The 18,330-nt window shown below is 42.6% G+C and carries 18 protein-coding genes; 9 read left to right on the top strand and 9 right to left on the bottom strand.

The window, feature by feature from the left end; all coding sequences use genetic code 11:
• Nucleotides 1-270: 270 nt before the first annotated feature.
• Both UF75_RS00450 and UF75_RS00445 read left to right on the top strand, forming a co-directional pair.
• Entirely contained in the window at nt 271-510 is a 240-nt protein-coding gene (locus tag UF75_RS00450) for a hypothetical protein (RefSeq protein ID WP_242860051.1), read from the top strand.
• Nucleotides 511-545: 35 nt separating this feature from the next.
• The gene (locus tag UF75_RS00445) at nt 546-974 is read left to right on the top strand and encodes an acyl-CoA thioesterase (protein ID WP_045572621.1); all 429 of its coding nucleotides are present in this window, start codon (nt 546-548) and stop codon (nt 972-974) included.
• A 7-nt stretch (nt 975-981) separates the two neighbouring features.
• On the opposite strand, the gene UF75_RS00440 is transcribed toward UF75_RS00445, so the two are convergent.
• Entirely contained in the window at nt 982-1,806 is an 825-nt protein-coding gene (locus UF75_RS00440; RefSeq protein WP_045572680.1) for a nitroreductase family protein, read from the bottom strand.
• A gap of 386 nt (nt 1,807-2,192) precedes the next feature.
• Between UF75_RS00440 and UF75_RS00435 the strand changes: the two genes are divergently transcribed.
• From UF75_RS00435 to larA, 6 genes are all read left to right on the top strand, one after another.
• The gene (locus tag UF75_RS00435; RefSeq protein WP_045572620.1) at nt 2,193-2,978 is read left to right on the top strand and encodes an enoyl-CoA hydratase/isomerase family protein; all 786 of its coding nucleotides are present in this window, start codon (nt 2,193-2,195) and stop codon (nt 2,976-2,978) included.
• Between the two features lie 232 nt (nt 2,979-3,210).
• Nucleotides 3,211-4,791, top strand: coding sequence for a CapA family protein (locus UF75_RS00430; protein WP_045572619.1), 1,581 nt, complete (start codon nt 3,211-3,213; stop codon nt 4,789-4,791).
• Between the two features lie 312 nt (nt 4,792-5,103).
• Nucleotides 5,104-6,066, top strand: coding sequence for an MBL fold metallo-hydrolase (locus UF75_RS00425; RefSeq protein WP_045572618.1), 963 nt, complete (start codon nt 5,104-5,106; stop codon nt 6,064-6,066).
• Between the two features lie 357 nt (nt 6,067-6,423).
• The gene (locus UF75_RS00420) at nt 6,424-7,815 is read left to right on the top strand and encodes an FAD-linked oxidase C-terminal domain-containing protein (RefSeq protein WP_045572617.1); all 1,392 of its coding nucleotides are present in this window, start codon (nt 6,424-6,426) and stop codon (nt 7,813-7,815) included.
• A 4-nt stretch (nt 7,816-7,819) separates the two neighbouring features.
• Nucleotides 7,820-9,142 (top strand): (Fe-S)-binding protein, encoded by a 1,323-nt coding sequence (locus UF75_RS00415; RefSeq protein WP_045572616.1) that lies wholly within the window; start codon nt 7,820-7,822, stop codon nt 9,140-9,142.
• On the top strand, nt 9,135-10,430 hold the full coding sequence (larA, locus tag UF75_RS00410) for a nickel-dependent lactate racemase (RefSeq protein WP_052692939.1): 1,296 nt from the start codon (nt 9,135-9,137) through the stop codon (nt 10,428-10,430). Before UF75_RS00415 ends, larA begins: the two co-directional genes overlap by 8 nt.
• 156 nt (nt 10,431-10,586) lie before the next feature.
• Here the strand turns inward: larA and UF75_RS00405 are convergent, their stop codons facing one another.
• From UF75_RS00405 to UF75_RS00385, 6 genes are all read right to left on the bottom strand, one after another.
• Nucleotides 10,587-11,282: an ABC transporter ATP-binding protein gene (locus tag UF75_RS00405; protein WP_348983016.1), complete on the bottom strand. Its 696-nt coding sequence runs from the start codon at nt 11,280-11,282 to the stop codon at nt 10,587-10,589.
• Nucleotides 11,279-12,016 carry an ABC transporter ATP-binding protein gene (locus UF75_RS00400; RefSeq protein ID WP_052692938.1) on the bottom strand — a complete coding sequence of 246 codons (738 nt, stop codon included), beginning with the start codon at nt 12,014-12,016 and terminating at the stop codon, nt 11,279-11,281. The genes UF75_RS00405 and UF75_RS00400 overlap by 4 nt, the downstream gene beginning before the upstream one ends.
• Before the next feature lies 1 nt (nt 12,017).
• On the bottom strand, nt 12,018-12,878 hold the full coding sequence (locus tag UF75_RS00395; RefSeq protein WP_242860050.1) for a branched-chain amino acid ABC transporter permease: 861 nt from the start codon (nt 12,876-12,878) through the stop codon (nt 12,018-12,020).
• Nucleotides 12,808-12,987, bottom strand: coding sequence for a hypothetical protein (locus UF75_RS29745; protein WP_242860061.1), 180 nt, complete (start codon nt 12,985-12,987; stop codon nt 12,808-12,810). The genes UF75_RS00395 and UF75_RS29745 overlap by 71 nt, the downstream gene beginning before the upstream one ends.
• A gap of 31 nt (nt 12,988-13,018) precedes the next feature.
• Nucleotides 13,019-13,897: a branched-chain amino acid ABC transporter permease gene (locus UF75_RS00390; RefSeq protein ID WP_045572614.1), complete on the bottom strand. Its 879-nt coding sequence runs from the start codon at nt 13,895-13,897 to the stop codon at nt 13,019-13,021.
• 309 nt (nt 13,898-14,206) lie between these two features.
• Nucleotides 14,207-15,448 (bottom strand): ABC transporter substrate-binding protein, encoded by a 1,242-nt coding sequence (locus UF75_RS00385; protein WP_045572613.1) that lies wholly within the window; start codon nt 15,446-15,448, stop codon nt 14,207-14,209.
• Nucleotides 15,449-15,818: 370 nt separating this feature from the next.
• Between UF75_RS00385 and UF75_RS26710 the strand changes: the two genes are divergently transcribed.
• Nucleotides 15,819-16,055 (top strand): glutaredoxin family protein, encoded by a 237-nt coding sequence (locus UF75_RS26710; protein WP_082074948.1) that lies wholly within the window; start codon nt 15,819-15,821, stop codon nt 16,053-16,055.
• A 76-nt stretch (nt 16,056-16,131) separates the two neighbouring features.
• Here the strand turns inward: UF75_RS26710 and UF75_RS00375 are convergent, their stop codons facing one another.
• Both UF75_RS00375 and UF75_RS00370 read right to left on the bottom strand, forming a co-directional pair.
• Nucleotides 16,132-17,307 (bottom strand): pyridoxal phosphate-dependent aminotransferase, encoded by a 1,176-nt coding sequence (locus UF75_RS00375; protein WP_045572612.1) that lies wholly within the window; start codon nt 17,305-17,307, stop codon nt 16,132-16,134.
• Between the two features lie 24 nt (nt 17,308-17,331).
• Complete coding sequence (locus UF75_RS00370) at nt 17,332-18,318, bottom strand: D-glycerate dehydrogenase (protein ID WP_045572611.1); 987 nt, start codon at nt 18,316-18,318, stop codon at nt 17,332-17,334.
• Between the last annotated feature and the right edge of the window lie 12 nt (nt 18,319-18,330).

The following is an 18,330-nucleotide window of genomic DNA, read 5'->3' as shown; positions in this document are numbered from 1 at the left end:
ACGTGCTTCCGGTCTTCTTTTTGGTGATTTATTTTTGAAAGAGGATAATATGACACTTTCGTAGAATTGTGAGGAATTAAGACTAAAGCGAGAATCAAGCGTTGAAACATTATAAATTGGGACATTTTAATAAGGAACACTCCGACATAGCACTCAGATGACAAAGCATAAGAGAATAATCGAATTAGAATCTAAAATGATAGGCGGGTATAGTAAATGTTAACATTGACAGCGAAAATAGAGTTTGTAAAATTCATGAATGAAAAATTCATGGGCAAAAACTTAGAAAGTATAGAGGTTAGTAGTGTCATAGATTGTACTGTAGATTTTGGAGTTGTAGAGTATATAGACGTTGCAGATGATAAGGTTTCGGTATGGGGTGCGGAAAGTCGAGTGTTTTGGATTAATTTGAACGACGTTCTTGCCGTAAATTATAAACCATTTGAAGAGGATGTATGTGTACTGATCGAAGCGAAGAATAATGTTGAAGTTCGGTTTAAAGTAGTTTAAAACATATAAATGAATTTTTTCAAGGAGGCAGAATTATGGATTTGAAGGATTTTCCCGTTCAAGTGAAAACACACATTGCTTGGGGAGAGATGGATGCCTATGGTCATATCAATAACATTTATTATTTGAGATATTTCGAAAGCGCTAGGATCCAATACTTTCAGGAAATAGGGTTAAATGACCTGAAATCCAAGACGGGTATAGGCCCAATTTTGGCTCAAACGACCTGCAAGTATCTCAAGCCGCTGACATATCCAGATCAAATAATTGTCGGCGCAAAGGTAAAATCAATGGGTAAATCAAGCTTTGTCATGGAGTACTTAATTGTCAGTGAAAAATTAGGGGTAGCGGCTAGTGGGGAAGGGGTTATCGTCATCTACGATTATAATAATTCAAAAAAGGCGGAGTTACCCTTGACCACCAGGGAGGCTATCGAAATGATCGAAAAGGGAAAACCCTGCTAGAGCAAAACTAAAGCCAAGTAACCAGAGGGGCATTTCGATTTGGGATACGATAATATCCATATTGTGGGTAGCCGAGCATTACGGCCCCAAAACACTTATGTCCTTCTGGCAAGCCTAAGGCTTTTTTTAGAGGAGCGTAGGCATTGGCTGCCGAAGTAAGGTAGCCTGCCCAGCAGGTGCCAAGCCCTTTAGAAAAGGCATAAAGCTCCAGATAGGTCAGGGCGATCACGCAGTCAGATGATACAGAGGGCAGATTACCTTGAGAATGAGCCATTATCAGGTGAGGTGCACCATGTAGTATGCGGTCTTCACCTTTTTCCCAGCTTGAGACTAAACGTTCCATTCGTATAACAGTAATTTCATCCGGGATTTGTTTAACCATTAGCTTTACCCAATCAATCACTAAGGATGACAAATCTTGAAGTTTCGTTTTGTCTTCAAAGACAGTCCAGTGCACTTGTTGTTTATTGCTTCCTGTAGGTGCATACCGTCCTAGGTCAACAAGCTCAGCTAGAAGGTCGTGGCTAACAGCCTGTTTATGATATTTGCGAATTGAACGTCTAGAAGTTAAGAATTGTTTAATACTTTCTGCTCCAGGGAGCAGATTTTTTTGAATTAGGGGATAATCATCTATAATCATCGTGTTAAGAGTCAAAGCTCCATGAGGACATACCGCCACGCAGTGACCGCAGTTTAAACAGTATTCTTCGGCATTCTCCACAAGAAAGGGGAACCTGTCTTGGTTGGTAAAACTAATAATCTTGGTTGGACATTCTGCGGCACATATACCGTCACGCTTGCATTTTTTCTGATCAATTTCAACTAAACTCATTTCTTTCATCCTTTCGAACTTCATCTGAAGTCTCAATGTTTCAATTAAGGGGAACGATTTCTTTCCAGACCCAATGGGGGATCTATTTTATACGAAATGAAGTTCACCACTGTTGTTTGAATTATATGATTAGTCGTTATCAATGTAAAGATGAGAACGACTAATCATTTTAGAATGTAACCTTCTCTATATTAAAGAGACATAAATTTTATCATCGAAAATAAAGGAATAAAATAAAGTTTGGCGAACTTCAAACTAATTAATAAATGAATACTAATTCATTAGACGTTAGAAAGGAGCGAACTAAATATTCTCTTGGTGGGAAAGCATTCGTCATTGCTCAAAAGAGAGTAGGTTGTTACCTAGAGAGGAAAGGTGGAGGGTTTATGAATTGGAAAACAGTTAAACTTGATATCCTGGACACTGGAGTGGCAGTGCTTACGTTTAATCGCCCGGAAACCATGAATTCTGTCAATGATCAATTTTGTTATGATGTTCAGGCGGCTTGCAAGGAGGCGTCTGAAAACGATGCTGTTAAAGTCGTTGTCATTACTGGTTCAGGTAAGGGGTGGTCTAGCGGGGGAGATATCTCTATGTTAGCTTCTATAAAAGATCCTATCAGCGCCAAGGAAACTTATGATGCGTCAGGTGAACTTGTAACGGCAATCTATGAAATGAAAAAACCAGTGATAGCTGCACTTAATGGTGTGGTAGCAGGGGCCTCGGTGGCAGCATGTTTGGCATGCGACTTGATTATTGCTTCTGAGAAAGCTCGTATGGGCTTTACCTTTATGCAATTGGCTTTCTGTCCTGATAGTGGAGCATCGCATTTTCTGATTCAGAAAGTGGGCTATCATAAAGCTTTGGAATTATTGTGGTTTGGTAAAATTATCAATGCCGAGGAAGCCGAGAAACTGGGATTATTAAATAAAGTAGTGCCACATGAAGAGTGCTTGCCTGAGGCGATACGATGGGCAGAAAAGTTGGCTATGCAGCCACTCATGACAGTAGGTCTCGATAAAAAGCTATTGCGTGAGGCCTGGAAAAATGATTATTATCAGCAGACCGAATTGGAGGCAATGTATCAGGTTCTGACCTGGTCTTCGGAGGATTTCAAAGAAGGCTGTAAGGCATTTGCTGAGAAACGTAAACCTATATTTAAGAATCGATAGGTCATATTATGGAAACGTATGAGACTTAGTTCAAGGGGGAGTTCTTCTTTTTGGTGAAGGACTTCCCCTTTGTAGTGTTCAAAATAACAATAAAAAAACATATTATGATGGAATTGTTTTATTGTAGGAAAGAGCCCTTTAATTTACCGGTACAAACTGAAGATAAGAAAACACCTTCTAGGGAAATTTAAAGATGTATTCGTTTTGAATGTTTTAGGGAGGTGGTCTTTTCGTGTGCAATCGATCCTTTGCTCTGCTCATAACCGCCACATTTTTTTGGGGATTTACTGCCCAAGCTCATGCAGCGGATACACCTAATCCTCTTACAGCAGAAGGGACAGAATATAAAACTATCACGGAAACGTATGAGGTTAAGACCCAGAACATTATGGATATCAAAAAGAAAACTGATTTTGTTGAGGTCCAGCAAATTATCCCATCTGTGGATTTGGACATAAAGTATGCAACCACCGATAATTTTACTCACACCAAACTTTACGATCGTCCAAAAGCACTTCTTCGCCAAGGGACCGCCGATAAACTTAAGAAAGTTGCCGACGAAGTAGGGGAAAGGGGATATCGCCTCAAAGTTTGGGATGCCTATCGAAGTCCTGACGCTCAATTTGCGATGTGGAAGCTCGTACCCGATACACGTTATGTAGCGAATCCTAATAAGGGCTATTCTAACCACTCAAGGGGATCGGCTGTTGATTTGACCCTGGTGGATATTCAAGGAGTTGAACTTGAAATGCCAACGGGCTTCGACGATTTCACGTCTAAGGCAGCTCGGATCAATGAAAATGCGAAATACTTAAAAGAGGTCATGGTTAAGTACGGGTTTAAGCCGTTGGCAACGGAATGGTGGCATTTTGATGACAGGGATACGTATAAATCAGCTGATTCTGTCCAAGTCTCACCGCCACCAGTTTTACTTCAAAATGAAAAAACGACAATTACCCTCAGTGCTTTAGGAGATGTGACATTGGGTCAAGATGAACGTTTTTCATACTCAGGTAGTTTTGATCAGTATTACCAATTGAAAGGTCTAGACTATTTTTTCTCAAAGACAAAAAAAATCCTGACTGAGGATGATCTGACCATCGCCAATCTAGAAGGGACCTTAACTGAAGCAATCGAAAAACCCGATAAAAATTCCCAGGGAGATCAGGCTTTTTTCTTTAAGGGAAATCCGTACTATACGGCCATCTTGAAGGACGGAAGCATTGAAGCTGTAAACCTAGCTAATAACCATAGTATGGACTTTCTGAACAAAGGTTTTACGGACACTGTTGCAACCTTGGATCATGCTGGGATAACTAGTTTTGGGGATAACAAAATTGCAGTTTATGAAAAAAATGGAGTGAAAATCGGCTTAATAGGAGTTAACACTTTAGGACCAGTAGAGGAAGGGGTTAGCTTTGATAGCCTAATGTCTGAATTAAAGGTTAATATCCAGGCTTTAAAACAAAGAACTTCGTTAATCATTGTAAGTTTCCATTGGGGTAAGGAAAATAAATATAACCCCACTCAAGAGCAACGTAGGCTTGGGCGCTTCGCTGTTGACCAAGGCGCAGATTTGGTGTTGGGTCACCACCCGCACGTTCTTCAAACATACGAAATTTATCAAGGTAAATGTATAGTTTATAGTTTGGGTAACTTTGTATTTGGGGGGAATTTAAATCCTTGGTATAAGAACACGGAGATTTTTCGCCAAAAGTACAGCTTTGTGAATGGTAAACTTGTTGAGGTGAGTTCACCCCTTATCATACCATGCCGATTGTCTTCTAGTTTTAGCCCAGAGCCATCAAAATAGAATTTAGCAACCTCCTCTATCCAGAAGAAACGCTGGATGGGAGGTAGCTGTCTGTAGGAAAGATGTGTATTGGTTTGTAACTAGGGGGATTTTATGTTAGATTTAATCCGTAATCGGCTAGTGCAATCGATCTTAGGAAGAATGAGGGTAATGAAGATACAGGTTTGTTCTGGTATAAAAGGCAACTGACTAAGCGAACGATACATTGATGGTAAAAGAAGGTATAATATAAAGATACCTAAAAAATCTACAGTAGCTCAATCCTAGAAGTGATTCCTGCTACCGAAGTAGTTAATTTGGAGGCATTACAAGATGATAACTGAAGTTTACCCAAACATTTTCAAAAACGAAATACCTCTCCCTAAAAATCCCTTAAAAGCAATCAATAGTTACATCATAGTATCTGAGACTAGGAATTTAATTATCGACACAGGATTTAACACAATAGAATGTCAGAATGAGCTAATGAAGGGCATAGAAGAACTAAACATTGACCTAGATAAAACGGATCTCCTGATTACTCATATGCATACTGATCACTCAGGCCTTGCTCCTTTTCTCAGAAAACAAGGGGTACAAGCCATATATTTTAGCCAGATTGATGGAGAAATTTATAATCAGACTTCCGAAAAAGATCTGTTTTTTAAATCACTCAACCAACTATTAGGCTTTGAAAGCAACAAGACGATCAAGTTTGGCAAGGAATTCGGGACTACCCCAACCGAGCCTCTTGATTTTAGTCCTTTGTATGAAGGTAATAAAGTGGTTATAGGAGCTTACAGCTTTGAAGTGGTGAATATTCCCGGGCATACACCTGGACATATCGGTTTATATGAGAGAAACCATAAGCTGTTTTTTTGCGGAGACCATATACTAGATGAAATAACTCCCAATATTACCTTCTGGGGATTTGAACAGGATATTTTAGCGACCTATTTTAAGAGCCTTAACAAAGTGTATGAGTATGAAATCGATTACTTATTTACGGCTCACAGGAAGATTATCAGAGCTCACCAACCAAGAGTTACTGAGCTTTTGCGCCATCATCAAGAGCGACTCCAAGAGATCTTAGGAATTTTGAAAGAGGGCAGCAAGACTCCTGTGCAAATGGCAGCTTCAATGCATTGGGATTTAAGTCATAAGGAATGGGCTGATTTTCCGTCTTCACAAAAGTGGTTCGCTTCTGGTGAAGCACTATCCCATTTAGAACATTTAGTCCATATCGGACTCGTTAAGCGGACAAACAAGGAAGGAGTGCTCTTTTACGGACTCTAATCCCAGTGCCGGCCAATGGAAACTTCAGTTTTAGATTAGAAAACTTGGCTGGCGCCCGAAGACACTGTCTTCGCACGTGTTAGCTTAGCGGAGCGAAGACACTGTCTTCGCACGAATTAACCTTCTAGTTAGCCTTGGCGAAGGCGGCTGACTTAGTTGCACTTATGCTACAGAAAGTATGTAACGTAAGTTATACTTTCTGATCAGTACAAGAAAAGGAGGAAGACATATGTGACGTATGTCTTCCTCCTTTGTCATATTTAAAGGATATTTAGAACAGATAGCGAAATAATATAGTGTTCTATAATTCGACAACCATTGAGTTACAGAGGGAACCCACTAAAGGAGGACATAAGTTTGAGGTCAGAGATTATTCAAAAACTTGGTGAAATTGTTGGCAAAAATAATTTATATACATCGTTAGAGGATTTATATTGTTATACGTATGACGCTTCTTTTGTTAAGGCGGATCTTAAGAAGGATTTAGCCGGAGTTGCTGTGTATCCAGCTAACACAGAAGAAGTGGCGCAAATTCTCAAGCTGGCAAACCTTGAGAAAATACCGGTTGTCCCACGAGGAGCAGGGTCAAATGTGAGCGGAGGATCTGTTTCTGTAGGGGATTGCATTGTCCTAGTTCTGAAGAGAATGAACAAAATACTTGAGCTTGACCGAAAAAACTTGATTGCTGTGGTGGAACCTGGCGTGATTACTAGCCAATTGCAAAGCGAGGTTGAGCGAGTAGGTCTGTTTTATCCTCCGGATCCCGCTAGTCAAGCGTTTTCGACGATGGGCGGAAATGTGGCGGAATGTGCTGGAGGACCGCGTGGCGTGAAATATGGGGTCACTCGAGATTATGTTATTGGGCTTGAAATAGTACTTTCAAACGGAGAGGTTATGAATACCGGGGGTAGAACGATTAAGAATGTCACTGGTTACGATATGACCAAGTTATTCACCGGTTCAGAGGGAACGTTGGGTGTTATCACTAAAATCATTGTTAAACTTATCCCTTTGCCGGAAGCAAAGAGTACTATGATGGCGGTTTTCCCTGAGATTGATCAAGCCTGTGAGACGGTTTCCGAAATCATAGCCATGGGGTTGGTTCCTTGCTCACTTGAATTGTTGGATAACATTTATATTCGGAACATCGAAGAATATGCTAAGGTAGGTCTACCCACGGAGGCGGGTGCTGTACTTTTAATAGAAGTCGATGGAGATTCGGAAATTCTAGCTAAGCAGATTGGCAAGATCGAGCAAATCTGCAGGCAGCTAGGGGCTGTCCAGATCCGGGTTGCCAAGACGAAAGAAGAGGCTGAAGAATTATGGCGTGCGCGTCGCTCAGCATTTGCAGCTGTGGCAAGGCTGAAACCAACCATTATTGGGGAGGATGCGACCGTTCCGCGGAGCAGCATCCCAGTTGCTGTAAGGAGAATTCAGGAAATATCGGCTAAGTATAACATTATCATCGCGATACTCGGACATGCAGGAGACGGCAACTTGCACGCCACGCTCCTTACCGATGAAACGAATCTGGAGGAGATGTCGAGAGTCGAAAAAGCGATTGATGAGATCTTTATCGCGACAGTGGAACTGGGCGGCTCTTTAAGTGGTGAGCATGGTATTGGTCGGGCAAAATCCAAGTTTATTACCCTACAGATCGGGGAGGTTGGACTGGAAGTACAACACCAGATTAAAAAGGCCCTTGACCCTAACAATATTTTAAACCCCGGCGTAATGTTTGGAGCGTGATGGAATGGAATGTTCATTAGAGTCTTGGGAAAAGGAAGTCATCCGCTGTATTCGTTGCGGTGCCTGTCAAAACGTTTGTCCAGTCTTTAAAGAGTTACAGGCAGAATCCACCGTAGCCAGAGGACGAGTTAAACTGATTCGCGGAGTTATTAATCAAGACTTGGGTTTAACAGAAGGGTTTATCGATAAAATATCCTTGTGTTTGATGTGTAAGGCTTGTGTTGTTAACTGTCCGAGTGGCGTGAAAGTAGACAAGCTGGTGGAAGCAGCTCGCAAGGAAATTGCGGACAAGGAAGGACTTTCTCTGCTTAAGAACCTGATCTTTCGTTTGGTTTTAAAAAATCGTTGGGTGTTTAACACGGGAATGCGGACAGGACGAATATTTCAGGGCTTATTCTTCCGTAAAGGGCCTCATGGACAAGGAATGTTACCGAGAATGTCACTGGGAATAGACAAGAGAAGACTTCTCTCTCCTCTTGCCCAAAAACCACTTAAATCGATGTTTCCAGAAGTGGTCAAAACCACGGAAGCAACCATGAGGGTCGCTTTTTTCACAGGGTGCATGATTAACTACATTTATACGGATACTGGTCGGGCCGTCATCAACGTTCTAAAACACAGCGGAGCAGAGGTGGTAATTCCTGCACTTCAAAATTGTTGTGGTACGCCCGTCAGGATTAACGGGGACTATGAAACAGCTAGAATGATGGCGAAGGCCAATATCGATGTCTTCCTTAAGGAAGAGGTTGATGTAGTTGTCGTGGCCTGTGGCACATGCGGCTTAAGTCTGAAGGAAGAGTACGCCGAATTACTCGGGGATGATCCGATCTATGCCAAAAAGGCCAAGCAGCTTGGGGGTATGATTAAGGACTTTACCGAACTGTTGGTTTCCCTGGAAGGGATTGAGGACAGAATGGGTCGTTTGCCAATCAAGGTTACTTACCACGATCCTTGTCACCTCGGCAGAGGACTAAAGGTTAAAGAACAGCCCAGACAGATTATCAGAAGTATCCCGGAAGTAGTTTTTGAAGAAATGGATAAACCGGATACCTGCTGTGGTAGTGGGGGTTCCTTTAGCTTATATCACTACGAACTCTCGACCCAAATCAATGATCATAAAGTGGAGGCTATCAATCAGACGGGTGCAGAGGTGTTAGTTACAGGGTGTTCTGCTTGTCGAATGCACATCGCTGACGGTCTGAACCGCCAGGGATTTTCGGTAAAGGTAATGCATACTGCTCAACTTGTTGAAATGGCTTATGAAGCCAAGGGGAAAAGTTTGGAGACATTAAAAAACAGACCACAGGGGGGAATAAAGGGTGAATAGTTTTGACCTTGCCTATGGTAAAGAAACGTTGTCCTTTAGGCTTCCGCCCTCCGCGAAGGTTATGGAGATTGAAGCAAAAACCAGTCAGCCAATTCTGAATATAGAACAAGCAATTCTTGAGGCTGTAGCTCATCCTGTTGGAACGGTTCCACTCATCGAGGTCGTAAAACCTGGAGACAAAGTGGTTATTATCGTGAGTGACATTACTCGACTTTGGGTGAGGGCAGATGTCCTTTTGCCTGTACTGCTGAATGTTTTAAATGGTGCTGGAGTACCGGATAAGGACATTTCTATTGTAACGGCGACCGGGGACCATCGATTGCAGACGTTAGAAGAGCACATTGCAATTTGTGGGGAAAAGGTCTTGGCGAGGGTTTCCATTTACGATCACGAATGTCGCGCCCAGGATTTAGTTGATTTAGGTTTATCCTCCCAAGGAACACCCATTCTTGTAAATCGTCGGGTGTGGGAAGCAGACAAGGTGATTCTGACCGGTGGAATTGCTTATCATTTGCTTGCAGGCTTTGGTGGTGGCCGAAAGTCTATTGCACCTGGAGTATGTGGTTACGAGATGATCCAGCAAAACCATGCTTTAGCACTCAAAGGAGGAGGGCCCAAGGGACTTAATCCAAACATAGAAACCGGAAAAATGGAGGGCAACCCGGTTGCCGAGGATATGTTAGAAATCGCTCGTCTAGTTGGTGTGGATTTCATTCTCAATGTCGTTATTAACGAAAAGAAGGAATTTGTCTATATTACAGCGGGTGATTTGTATCAAGCACATAAAGCGGGTTGCCGGGTGATCGAAGAAATCTTCGGAATTGAAATCGAGGAAAAAGCGGAGTTAGTCATCGTTTCGTGCGGTGGGTATCCTAAAGATACTCAGCTTTACCAAGCAATCAAGGCCTTGGACAATGCTAGCTATGCGGTACAAGAAGGTGGAGTCATTATCCTGGTTAGTGAATGCTCTGAGGGGGTAGGTTCTCAACCTTTTCTGGAATTTTTTAATCACGGTGAGGTGGAGGATATGAACGTTAGACTGCATGCTGACTTTATAATGCCAGGCTTCATAAGCCTGAAAACAGCGAGCATCTGTCAAAAGACTCCCGTGATTTTGATCAGTTCCTTGCCGATGGAGCTAGTTAAACACGTAAAGATGATTCCAGCCTATTCCACCGCTGAAGCTTTGCAGTTAGCAAGTCAAATACTTGGGCGTCAACCGGAATCCGTCTATATAATGCCTCACGGAGAAAACACGTTTCCGATCTCTAGTAAGCTTAAAACGTAAAAATAGCCCTACTTATCTATCCAAGGTAAGCGCTTAACAGACAGTGTATAGTCAACATGCGCTAAACCAAAGAACGAGAGAACCCGCATAATGTGGGTTCTCTCGTTGTATACATGTCAGCAAAACAATGAACTATTTTTTTGTCAGAGAAGGATATCAAACCAATAAATATTTCGACCGAACGTCTTCATTTTCGGCTAACTCTTCGACTGTTCCTTCAAAACGTACTTGTCCTCGTTCAAGGACATAACACCGATTGGCTAATTTTAAAGCAGATTTGAGATTTTGCTCTGCTAAGAGAATCGATATCCCCGTTGAACAAAGCTCAAGAATTTGCTCTTCTAATTCACGAACGATCAAAGGTGCCAGTCCCTCGGTCGGCTCATCTAAAATCAGAAGCTCAGGATTGCCAAGCAGGGCCCTAGCAATACTTAACATTTGTTGCTCTCCTCCGCTTAAGTTCCCGCCCCTCCGATTCTCGACTCTTTTTAGGACCGGGAATAACCCATGGACTTTATCCAAATCCCAAGCACCTGATTTGACGCCTGTTGCGATCTCAAGATTTTCGCGCACAGACAAGTCGGCAAAGATTCTACGGTTATCAGGGACAAAGCTAATCCCTAATTTAACCATCCGCTTAGTTGGGGTTTTTGAAATGTCTTGCCCTTTAAACTTGATTTGTCCGGTTTTTGGCGGGGTAATTCCTATAATGCTCTTAAGTGTCGTGGTCTTGCCTACCCCATTACGACCAAGCAGACAGACTACTTCGCCTTTACTTACCTGTAAGGATAAACCGAATAAGATGTGACTTAATCCGTAATAGGTATGAATATCTCTAACGTCTAACATCATCCTGCTTCCCCCAAATAGGCATTTTGCACAGATTTATCGTTTCTGATATCTTCAGGAAGCCCTTGAGCTATGGTTGTACCCTGGTGAAGAACCATAATTTTTTGAGCAACATCAAAAACTAATTCCATATCGTGCTCAGTAATTAAAATTGTTAGGCCCTTTTCCCGGGATAACTTCTTAATAAGATTAACAATTTTGCGAGTTTCTTCTGAAGACATTCCTGCAGTAGGCTCATCTAAGAGAAGGAGCTCGGGTTTGCTTCCCAGAGCAATTGCAATTTCCAGGACCTTTTGATCCCCGTAAGATAGGGATGTACACGAACGATCTTTTAATTCTAACAGTCCAAAAATGTCCAATACCTCTAGTGTCTCATCAATCAGCAATCTTCTTGAGGGTGTAAAGAAATTCCGATCTAAGCGTTGTTGGGCAAGGACTGAAGTTTGCACATTTTCAAAAACCGTTAGACTAGAGAAGATATTAATCAACTGAAAAGATCTAGCCATTCCTTTATGGCAAATTTTATAGGGAGCTAAGTTTGTGATTTCTTGACTTTGAAATTGGATATGACCGGAATCGGCCTGCAGGTGTCCAGTTATTAAATTGAATAAGGTGGATTTTCCTGCGCCATTGGGACCAATGACTGCCACGACTTCTCCTATCGGAACAGAAAGGTTAGCGTCTGCGATGGCTTGAAATCCATCGAATGCTTTCTTAAGCTGTTTAACCTGAAGCATGTTAATTCTCTCCTCTCATACTTCGGCGTTTGTCATAACTCTCCATCAAATAACCAAGAATACCCTGAGGCAAGAAGAGTACGAGGATCAGTAACAGCAGCCCAAGGACAAGAAGCCAATATTCTGTGTAAAGACCAACGATCATCGACAAAAGAACTAAAATGCCGGCCCCTAACGTTGGGCCCATAAAGACAGTCAGTCCTCCCATTAAACACATGATTAGGATTTCGGCCGATTTGTTCCAAAATAACAGGGAGGGGGCTACAGATCGTTCAACTAAGACAAAGAGCACGCCCGCAATTCCTGCAAAGAAGCCAGCAATAACAAAGGCAATCAGGCGGTGGCTTTTGACATTGATTCCAATGCTTTCCGAGCGCACAGGGTTATCGCGAGTCGCAAGTAACGTGATACCAAACGGCGATTTACTGATCATGTAGAGAATTATAAGAGAGATGACTAGAACCAATAGCGTCGTATAATAAACGGAATTAATAGAGGACAAGGATTCCGGAACGGGTATGGCGTGGATTCCGTTGTCTCCATTGGTTAGAGCATTCCAGCGGTATACAATGGCCCAAACTAACTGCCCTAAAGCAAGCGTAAGCATACCAAAATATAGTCCTCTTAGACGTACGCAAAACCATCCGATCACTAAGGCTATAAGTGCGGCAACCATGGGTGCTAGCAAGATCGCAACAGCAAATGGCCAAGAAGTTTTGGTCATCACGATCGCTACCGTATACGCGCCTACCCCAAAAAATACGCCATGGTGCAAATGCAGTAGACCTCCGTTACCCAGAACCAGATTTAAACTGCTCGCTAGTAAAGCTGTTGTAAAAAACAGTGGCCAGCAAGTAGACATAGTATTGAGTGAGTATCGTAGGGGCCACCAGAAGTATCAGAACGCCTGCTACTGCAAAGGCCCAACCTAGATAGGTGCCGAGCTTTTTAGGTTTTTTTGTGGATCTCAAGTTATTCGTGGACATATCTATGTTCCTTTCTCTACCAGGCAGATTTTAGCAAGCCAGTGGGTCGTACGATAAGGAGAACACCTGCTATGATATAAGGAATTATGATGGCAATGCCCGGAATAAATAAAATCCCTAATGCCTCCCCAACCCCCATAATAATTGAACTAATCAGTGCACCCCAGACGTTTCCTAGACCCCCTATCACCACGATCAGGAAAGCATAAATGACAATGCTAGCATCCATACCCATCGAGATGGAGGTCGTTGGCGCAATCAAAGCTCCTCCCAACCCGGCAAGCCATCCACCCAATGCAAAAACCATAGCAAATACTCGGGTACTGTTAATCCCCAAAACATCCACCATTTCTCGGTCAGTAGCCGTTGCACGGCAGATTTTACCCAGATGGGTTTTTGATAAGAACAACCATAAGCCAAGGGCAACGATGGGCCCCACGATCAGAAGGAATGCATTATACCAAGGTAAGGATGCCCCCCATAGATTAAAGGAACCTCTTAAAACTGCAGGGATATTCATAGACTTAAATTCTGTTCCCCATATTATTTTGACAAGATCTCCCGCAATGAGCACTAGAGAATACGTTAAGAGCATCTGGATTAAATGATCTCGGTTATAGATAAATCTAAGCAACCCGCGCTCGATGACTAGACTAACTAACATTACTGCGACAGGAGCAACCAGCAGGGCTAACCAAAAACCATAAGGACCCTGTCCAACAAGGGTTGAGACTGAATAAGCGATAAATGCGCCTAACATATAAAGTGCTCCGTGAGCAAAATTTGTGATTCTTAAGACCCCAAAGATCAGAGTTAATCCTGCAGAAACGATAAAAAAAATCATTCCCCTGCTTAGTCCAATAAAAAACTGACTAGCGAGTGTGGCAAAATCCATGGGTAATCTCCCCCGTCATCAATGATTTAAAAAAACATGGCTAGCGCCAAGCGCTGGCCATGACTCGAACAGGACGTTCGAGATTAGAGCGCTGGCCATGGATGGCCGAGTGTCCCTGTAGCCAAGACTCGAACAAGGATGTTCGAGATTAGAGCGCCGCCATGGATGGCAAGGCGCCGTGATGGCGAGAAGGGACCTTCCAGAAAGTATATAAACTTTATTTATACTTTCTGACTAGTAGCGTAAATGGGCGGCACCTGGCAGCACCGCCCATTAATCTTTTCTCTTTCTCTTATCACTTACCCTACACTATTTTGACCTAGACTTGAGAATTTGGTCAACCGAGGGCATAATTTCATCAGAATTCAGAGTGTGAAGGTCTTTACCTGTAAAGACACCATTGACTTTGGCAACTACACCATAGGACATGGGAATTGCCACCTGATGATCTTCTTTACGTAGGGTTGCCTTACCGACTGGAGTATCAATCGTTAATCCTTCCATAGCGTCAATGATTTTTTCTTTATCGGTACTTCCTGCTTTGGTAATTGCTTCACCGAGGAATTTTCCTCCCATGTAACCGTACAAGGCAAACGCAGCGGGTTCACGATTATATTCTTTCTTAAAGGCTTCAACAAAGGCTTTATTTTCAGCTGTGTCGGGATAATTATACAAATATGGATTAGTACCCATCACTCCTTCAGGTGCTTGATCTCCCAAAGGCCTTAGGGTAGCTGGGTCGTAGCTAGTGTGTGCCCATACTGGTATTTCTTGAGTCAGCCCAGTTGCTTTGACCGCTTTCATAAAAGCTACCATGTCTGCTCCCCCGGTACCAACCACCAGCACATCAGGTTTAGCACTGCGGATCGCGTTGATATATGGCGTGAAATCTGTTTCCCCGACACGCCACCAAGATTCACCCATTTTCTTGACGTCTGGTTTAAGTGTCGTCAGATTGGACCATAGATTATTGATCAAAGAGTGACCATATTCATAATCACTACCGGCTATCCAAACTTTTTGATAGGATGTCTTGGAGAGTTGGACAGCACCAGCTTTGCCGATGATCGCTGTATTTGGCAACGTGCTAAATACATAGCGATGACCCGCTTCACCTGTGATCCTGTCACTCATTCCGCCCCAAACGATGAAGGGTACTTTACTCTCTTTAGCATATTGCGAAACAGCTAAGGAGCCTGCACTATTTGTTGTTCCTGCCAGAAAATCGACTTTTTCACGCATCACGAGTTCTTTAGCCCAGCTTGTTGATTTATCTGGTTTGAATTCATCATCACGAGTGACAAATTCGATCTTCGGACCACCTTTATCTTCTAATTCTTTAACTGCCAGTTTAAAGCCATCTAAAGAGTCTTTGGCATAGACAGCTGCTCCACCAGTATACGTATCTACAATTCCAACTTTAATCGGTTTTTGCTCCGTCTTCGCAACGGGGCTGCTTCCACACCCTGAAGCCATTAATGCTGTAATCAGGAGCATCGAGCCCAACCGAGTTAAAGTGTGTGATTTTTTCTTGCCTACCATACTAACCATCCTATCTCCTCCTAAATCTTTTTAGCACAAATACAAGTAGATATTCCTTCTTTAACAATTTCCGTTTCTTGATCGTTTCTCCGTCTAACCATACTTCCTTTCTCGTCACTCATTGCTTTAGAGTCTAGTCTGAATTAATTCAATATGCGCTTCTCACATAAAAGAATATGTTAGAATTATAGCAGGTGAGTGTAGAACAGACAATACTTTTTTAAAGTGTATTAAAACACTCCGAAAATATTACTGATTAGGGCCCAGATAGGTAGTATTTATTAGCAGGTAATGAGAAATTTGACTTTGTAAATAGGAATGAAATAAAAAATTAATGCAATACTAACGGCAGGTAAAAAATAACAGGAGGGATCTAACCATTAAAAATCTAATTATGTTTACTAACAATTCTTGACCCTACTGCGCCGTAGCGAAGGAGTTTCTTTCGCAAAACAACATCCCTTTCGAGGAAAGAAACATAAGTACTGACGAGGATGCCTTGATGGAGTCACAAAGGAGGAATATCAGAAGTGTGCCCACTTTTTTGGTAGGAAGTAATACAGTAGTGGGTTTTAACAAGGCAAAGATTCTCTCTCTTGCATTAAGTTCACATTGAATTAAAAAACCGCTAGCGTTGGCTCAGCGGTTTTGCTATGAAGGCTTGATGAATCGTCGTTTCCAACTTTGTTTGGTTATCGCATTTTGCCTAAAGCCGTTTCAATACGCTCTAAGGCCTTTTGGATATTCTCTATCGAATTTGCATAGGAGAAACGAAGATATCCCTCACCGTATGAGCCAAAAGCAGTACCCCCTAGACAAGCGACTCCTGCTTCGTTTAAAAGGTAGTCAGCAATCTCTTTACTGTTTTTGCCGAACGACTTTAAATTGGGGAAAACGTAAAAAGAACCCTCTGGCGAAAGACAGCTTACTCCGGAAATAGAGTTTAAGCCAGTAACCATAGTATCCCGGCGTCTTTTAAACTCAGCAACCATAGTATCAACCTCATTTTGGGGTCCTGTGAGTGCCTCCTTGCCTGCCATTTGAGTAGAAGCTGCGGTACATGAATTAGAATTGACCATAAGCTGAGCAATTCGAGCCGCTATTTCTGGGTGCATCACTCCGTAGCCCAATCGCCAGCCAGTCATGGCATAAGTCTTTGAGAACCCATCCAAGATAATAGTCCAATCTTTCATTCCTGGTAACGAGGCAATGGAGAGCGGGTGAGTATCACCATACACGATTCGATCGTATATTTCGTCAGAAAGAACAAGTATATCTTTCCCTCTCACTAAATCTGCAATGGCTCTAACATCGTCACTCGTGAGCACTCCACCAGTAGGATTCCCAGGGGAATTGATAATGAGCATTTTGGTTTTGGGTGTAATCAATCGCGCAAGTTCGTTGACATCTAACCGGAACTGGTTTTCTTCTCGTAATGGGATTGGGACAGGCTTTCCACCGACAAACTTAATGACGGATTCATAAATGGGGAAGCCTGGATTAGGATAAATGACTTCATCACCTGGATCGATAGTTGCCATAATGGAGAAAAACATGATGGGCTTTCCTCCAGGCACGATAACGACATCGTCAGCAGAAGCATCAACGTTTTTATGCTTACGGACATAATCAGCGATCGTTTCCCTTACTTCTGGAATTCCTGGGGCTGCAGTATAGTGGGTATATCCACTGTTTAGGGCAAGGCAGGCAGCATCAATAATATTCTTAGGAGTGTCAAAGTCTGGTTCACCGATTTCTAGATGGACTATATCTTTTCCCTGAGCTTCCAACTTTTTAGCCTTTGCCAAAACTTCAAAAGCAGTCTCTGTACCGAGTAAGGACATTCTCTGAGCAAATACTTTTTCCATTGAAAATACCACTTCCCTTTAAATTTAGTTTGAATTCGGTTTGTAAACCTCCGGGTTAAGACAATTAGGGGGAAGTTCTCCCCTCATCGCTGCTAAAATATTCGAGACAGCAATAGTTCCCATTTTAGTGCGAGTATCAATCGTGGCACTGGCAATGTGAGGACAGAGGATGGCATTGTCGAGTTCCATAAGTCCTTCTGTAAATTCAGGTTCGAATTCGTAGACATCAAGACCAGCTCCCCAGATTTCCCCTGATTGTAAAGCTTTCACCAGGGCTAATTCGTCCACGACTGGACCACGAGAAGTATTAATCAAAATCGCTGTTTTTTTCATAAGCTTGAACTCTTGTTCACCGATTAAATGGGACGTTTCCGGAAGAAGGGGAGTATGGATCGAAACAAAATCCGATTCTCTGAGAAGTCTTTCTAAGCTGACAAATTCCCCCCCGGTTTCTTGTTCAAATTGAGGGTTAGCCGCTATGTCGGTATAGAGTACCGTCATATCGAAAGCCTTTGCTCTTTTAGCAAAAGACAAGCCTATTCTTCCGGCACCTATTACTCCAACGGTTTTGTGGATGACGTCCTGTCCCAAAAAGAGCATCGGACCCCACCCCTTATATTTTCCCTTTCTCGTGTACTTATCTGATTCCACGACTCTCCGGGCTACGGAGAACAATAAAGCCCAAGCCATTTCAGCCGTAGTATCCGTAAGCACACCCGGTGTATTAGAGACCATAATTCCCCGTTCTGTTGCGGACGGGATTTCGATGTTATTATAGCCGACAGCATAGTTAGCAAAGATTTTAACCCCTTTAGCAGCATCCATCACCTCAGCATTGATAGGATCAGTAAGCAGGCTAAGCACGGCATCCCTACCCTTAACCTTTTCTAACAGTTCTGGTTTTGTAAGAACTTGGCCCGTACGATTTACTTCCATGTCGCAATACTCTGCCAGCATGTCAAGAGCAGGTTTAGGTATTTCATTAGTAACATAAACATTCCACCTAGTCATGTTAAACCTCCC

The sequence above is a fragment of the Desulfosporosinus sp. I2 genome (genome assembly GCF_000960765.1).
Lineage (GTDB): Bacteria > Bacillota > Desulfitobacteriia > Desulfitobacteriales > Desulfitobacteriaceae > Desulfosporosinus.
This window is presented reverse-complemented; position numbering and strand designations above follow the sequence as displayed.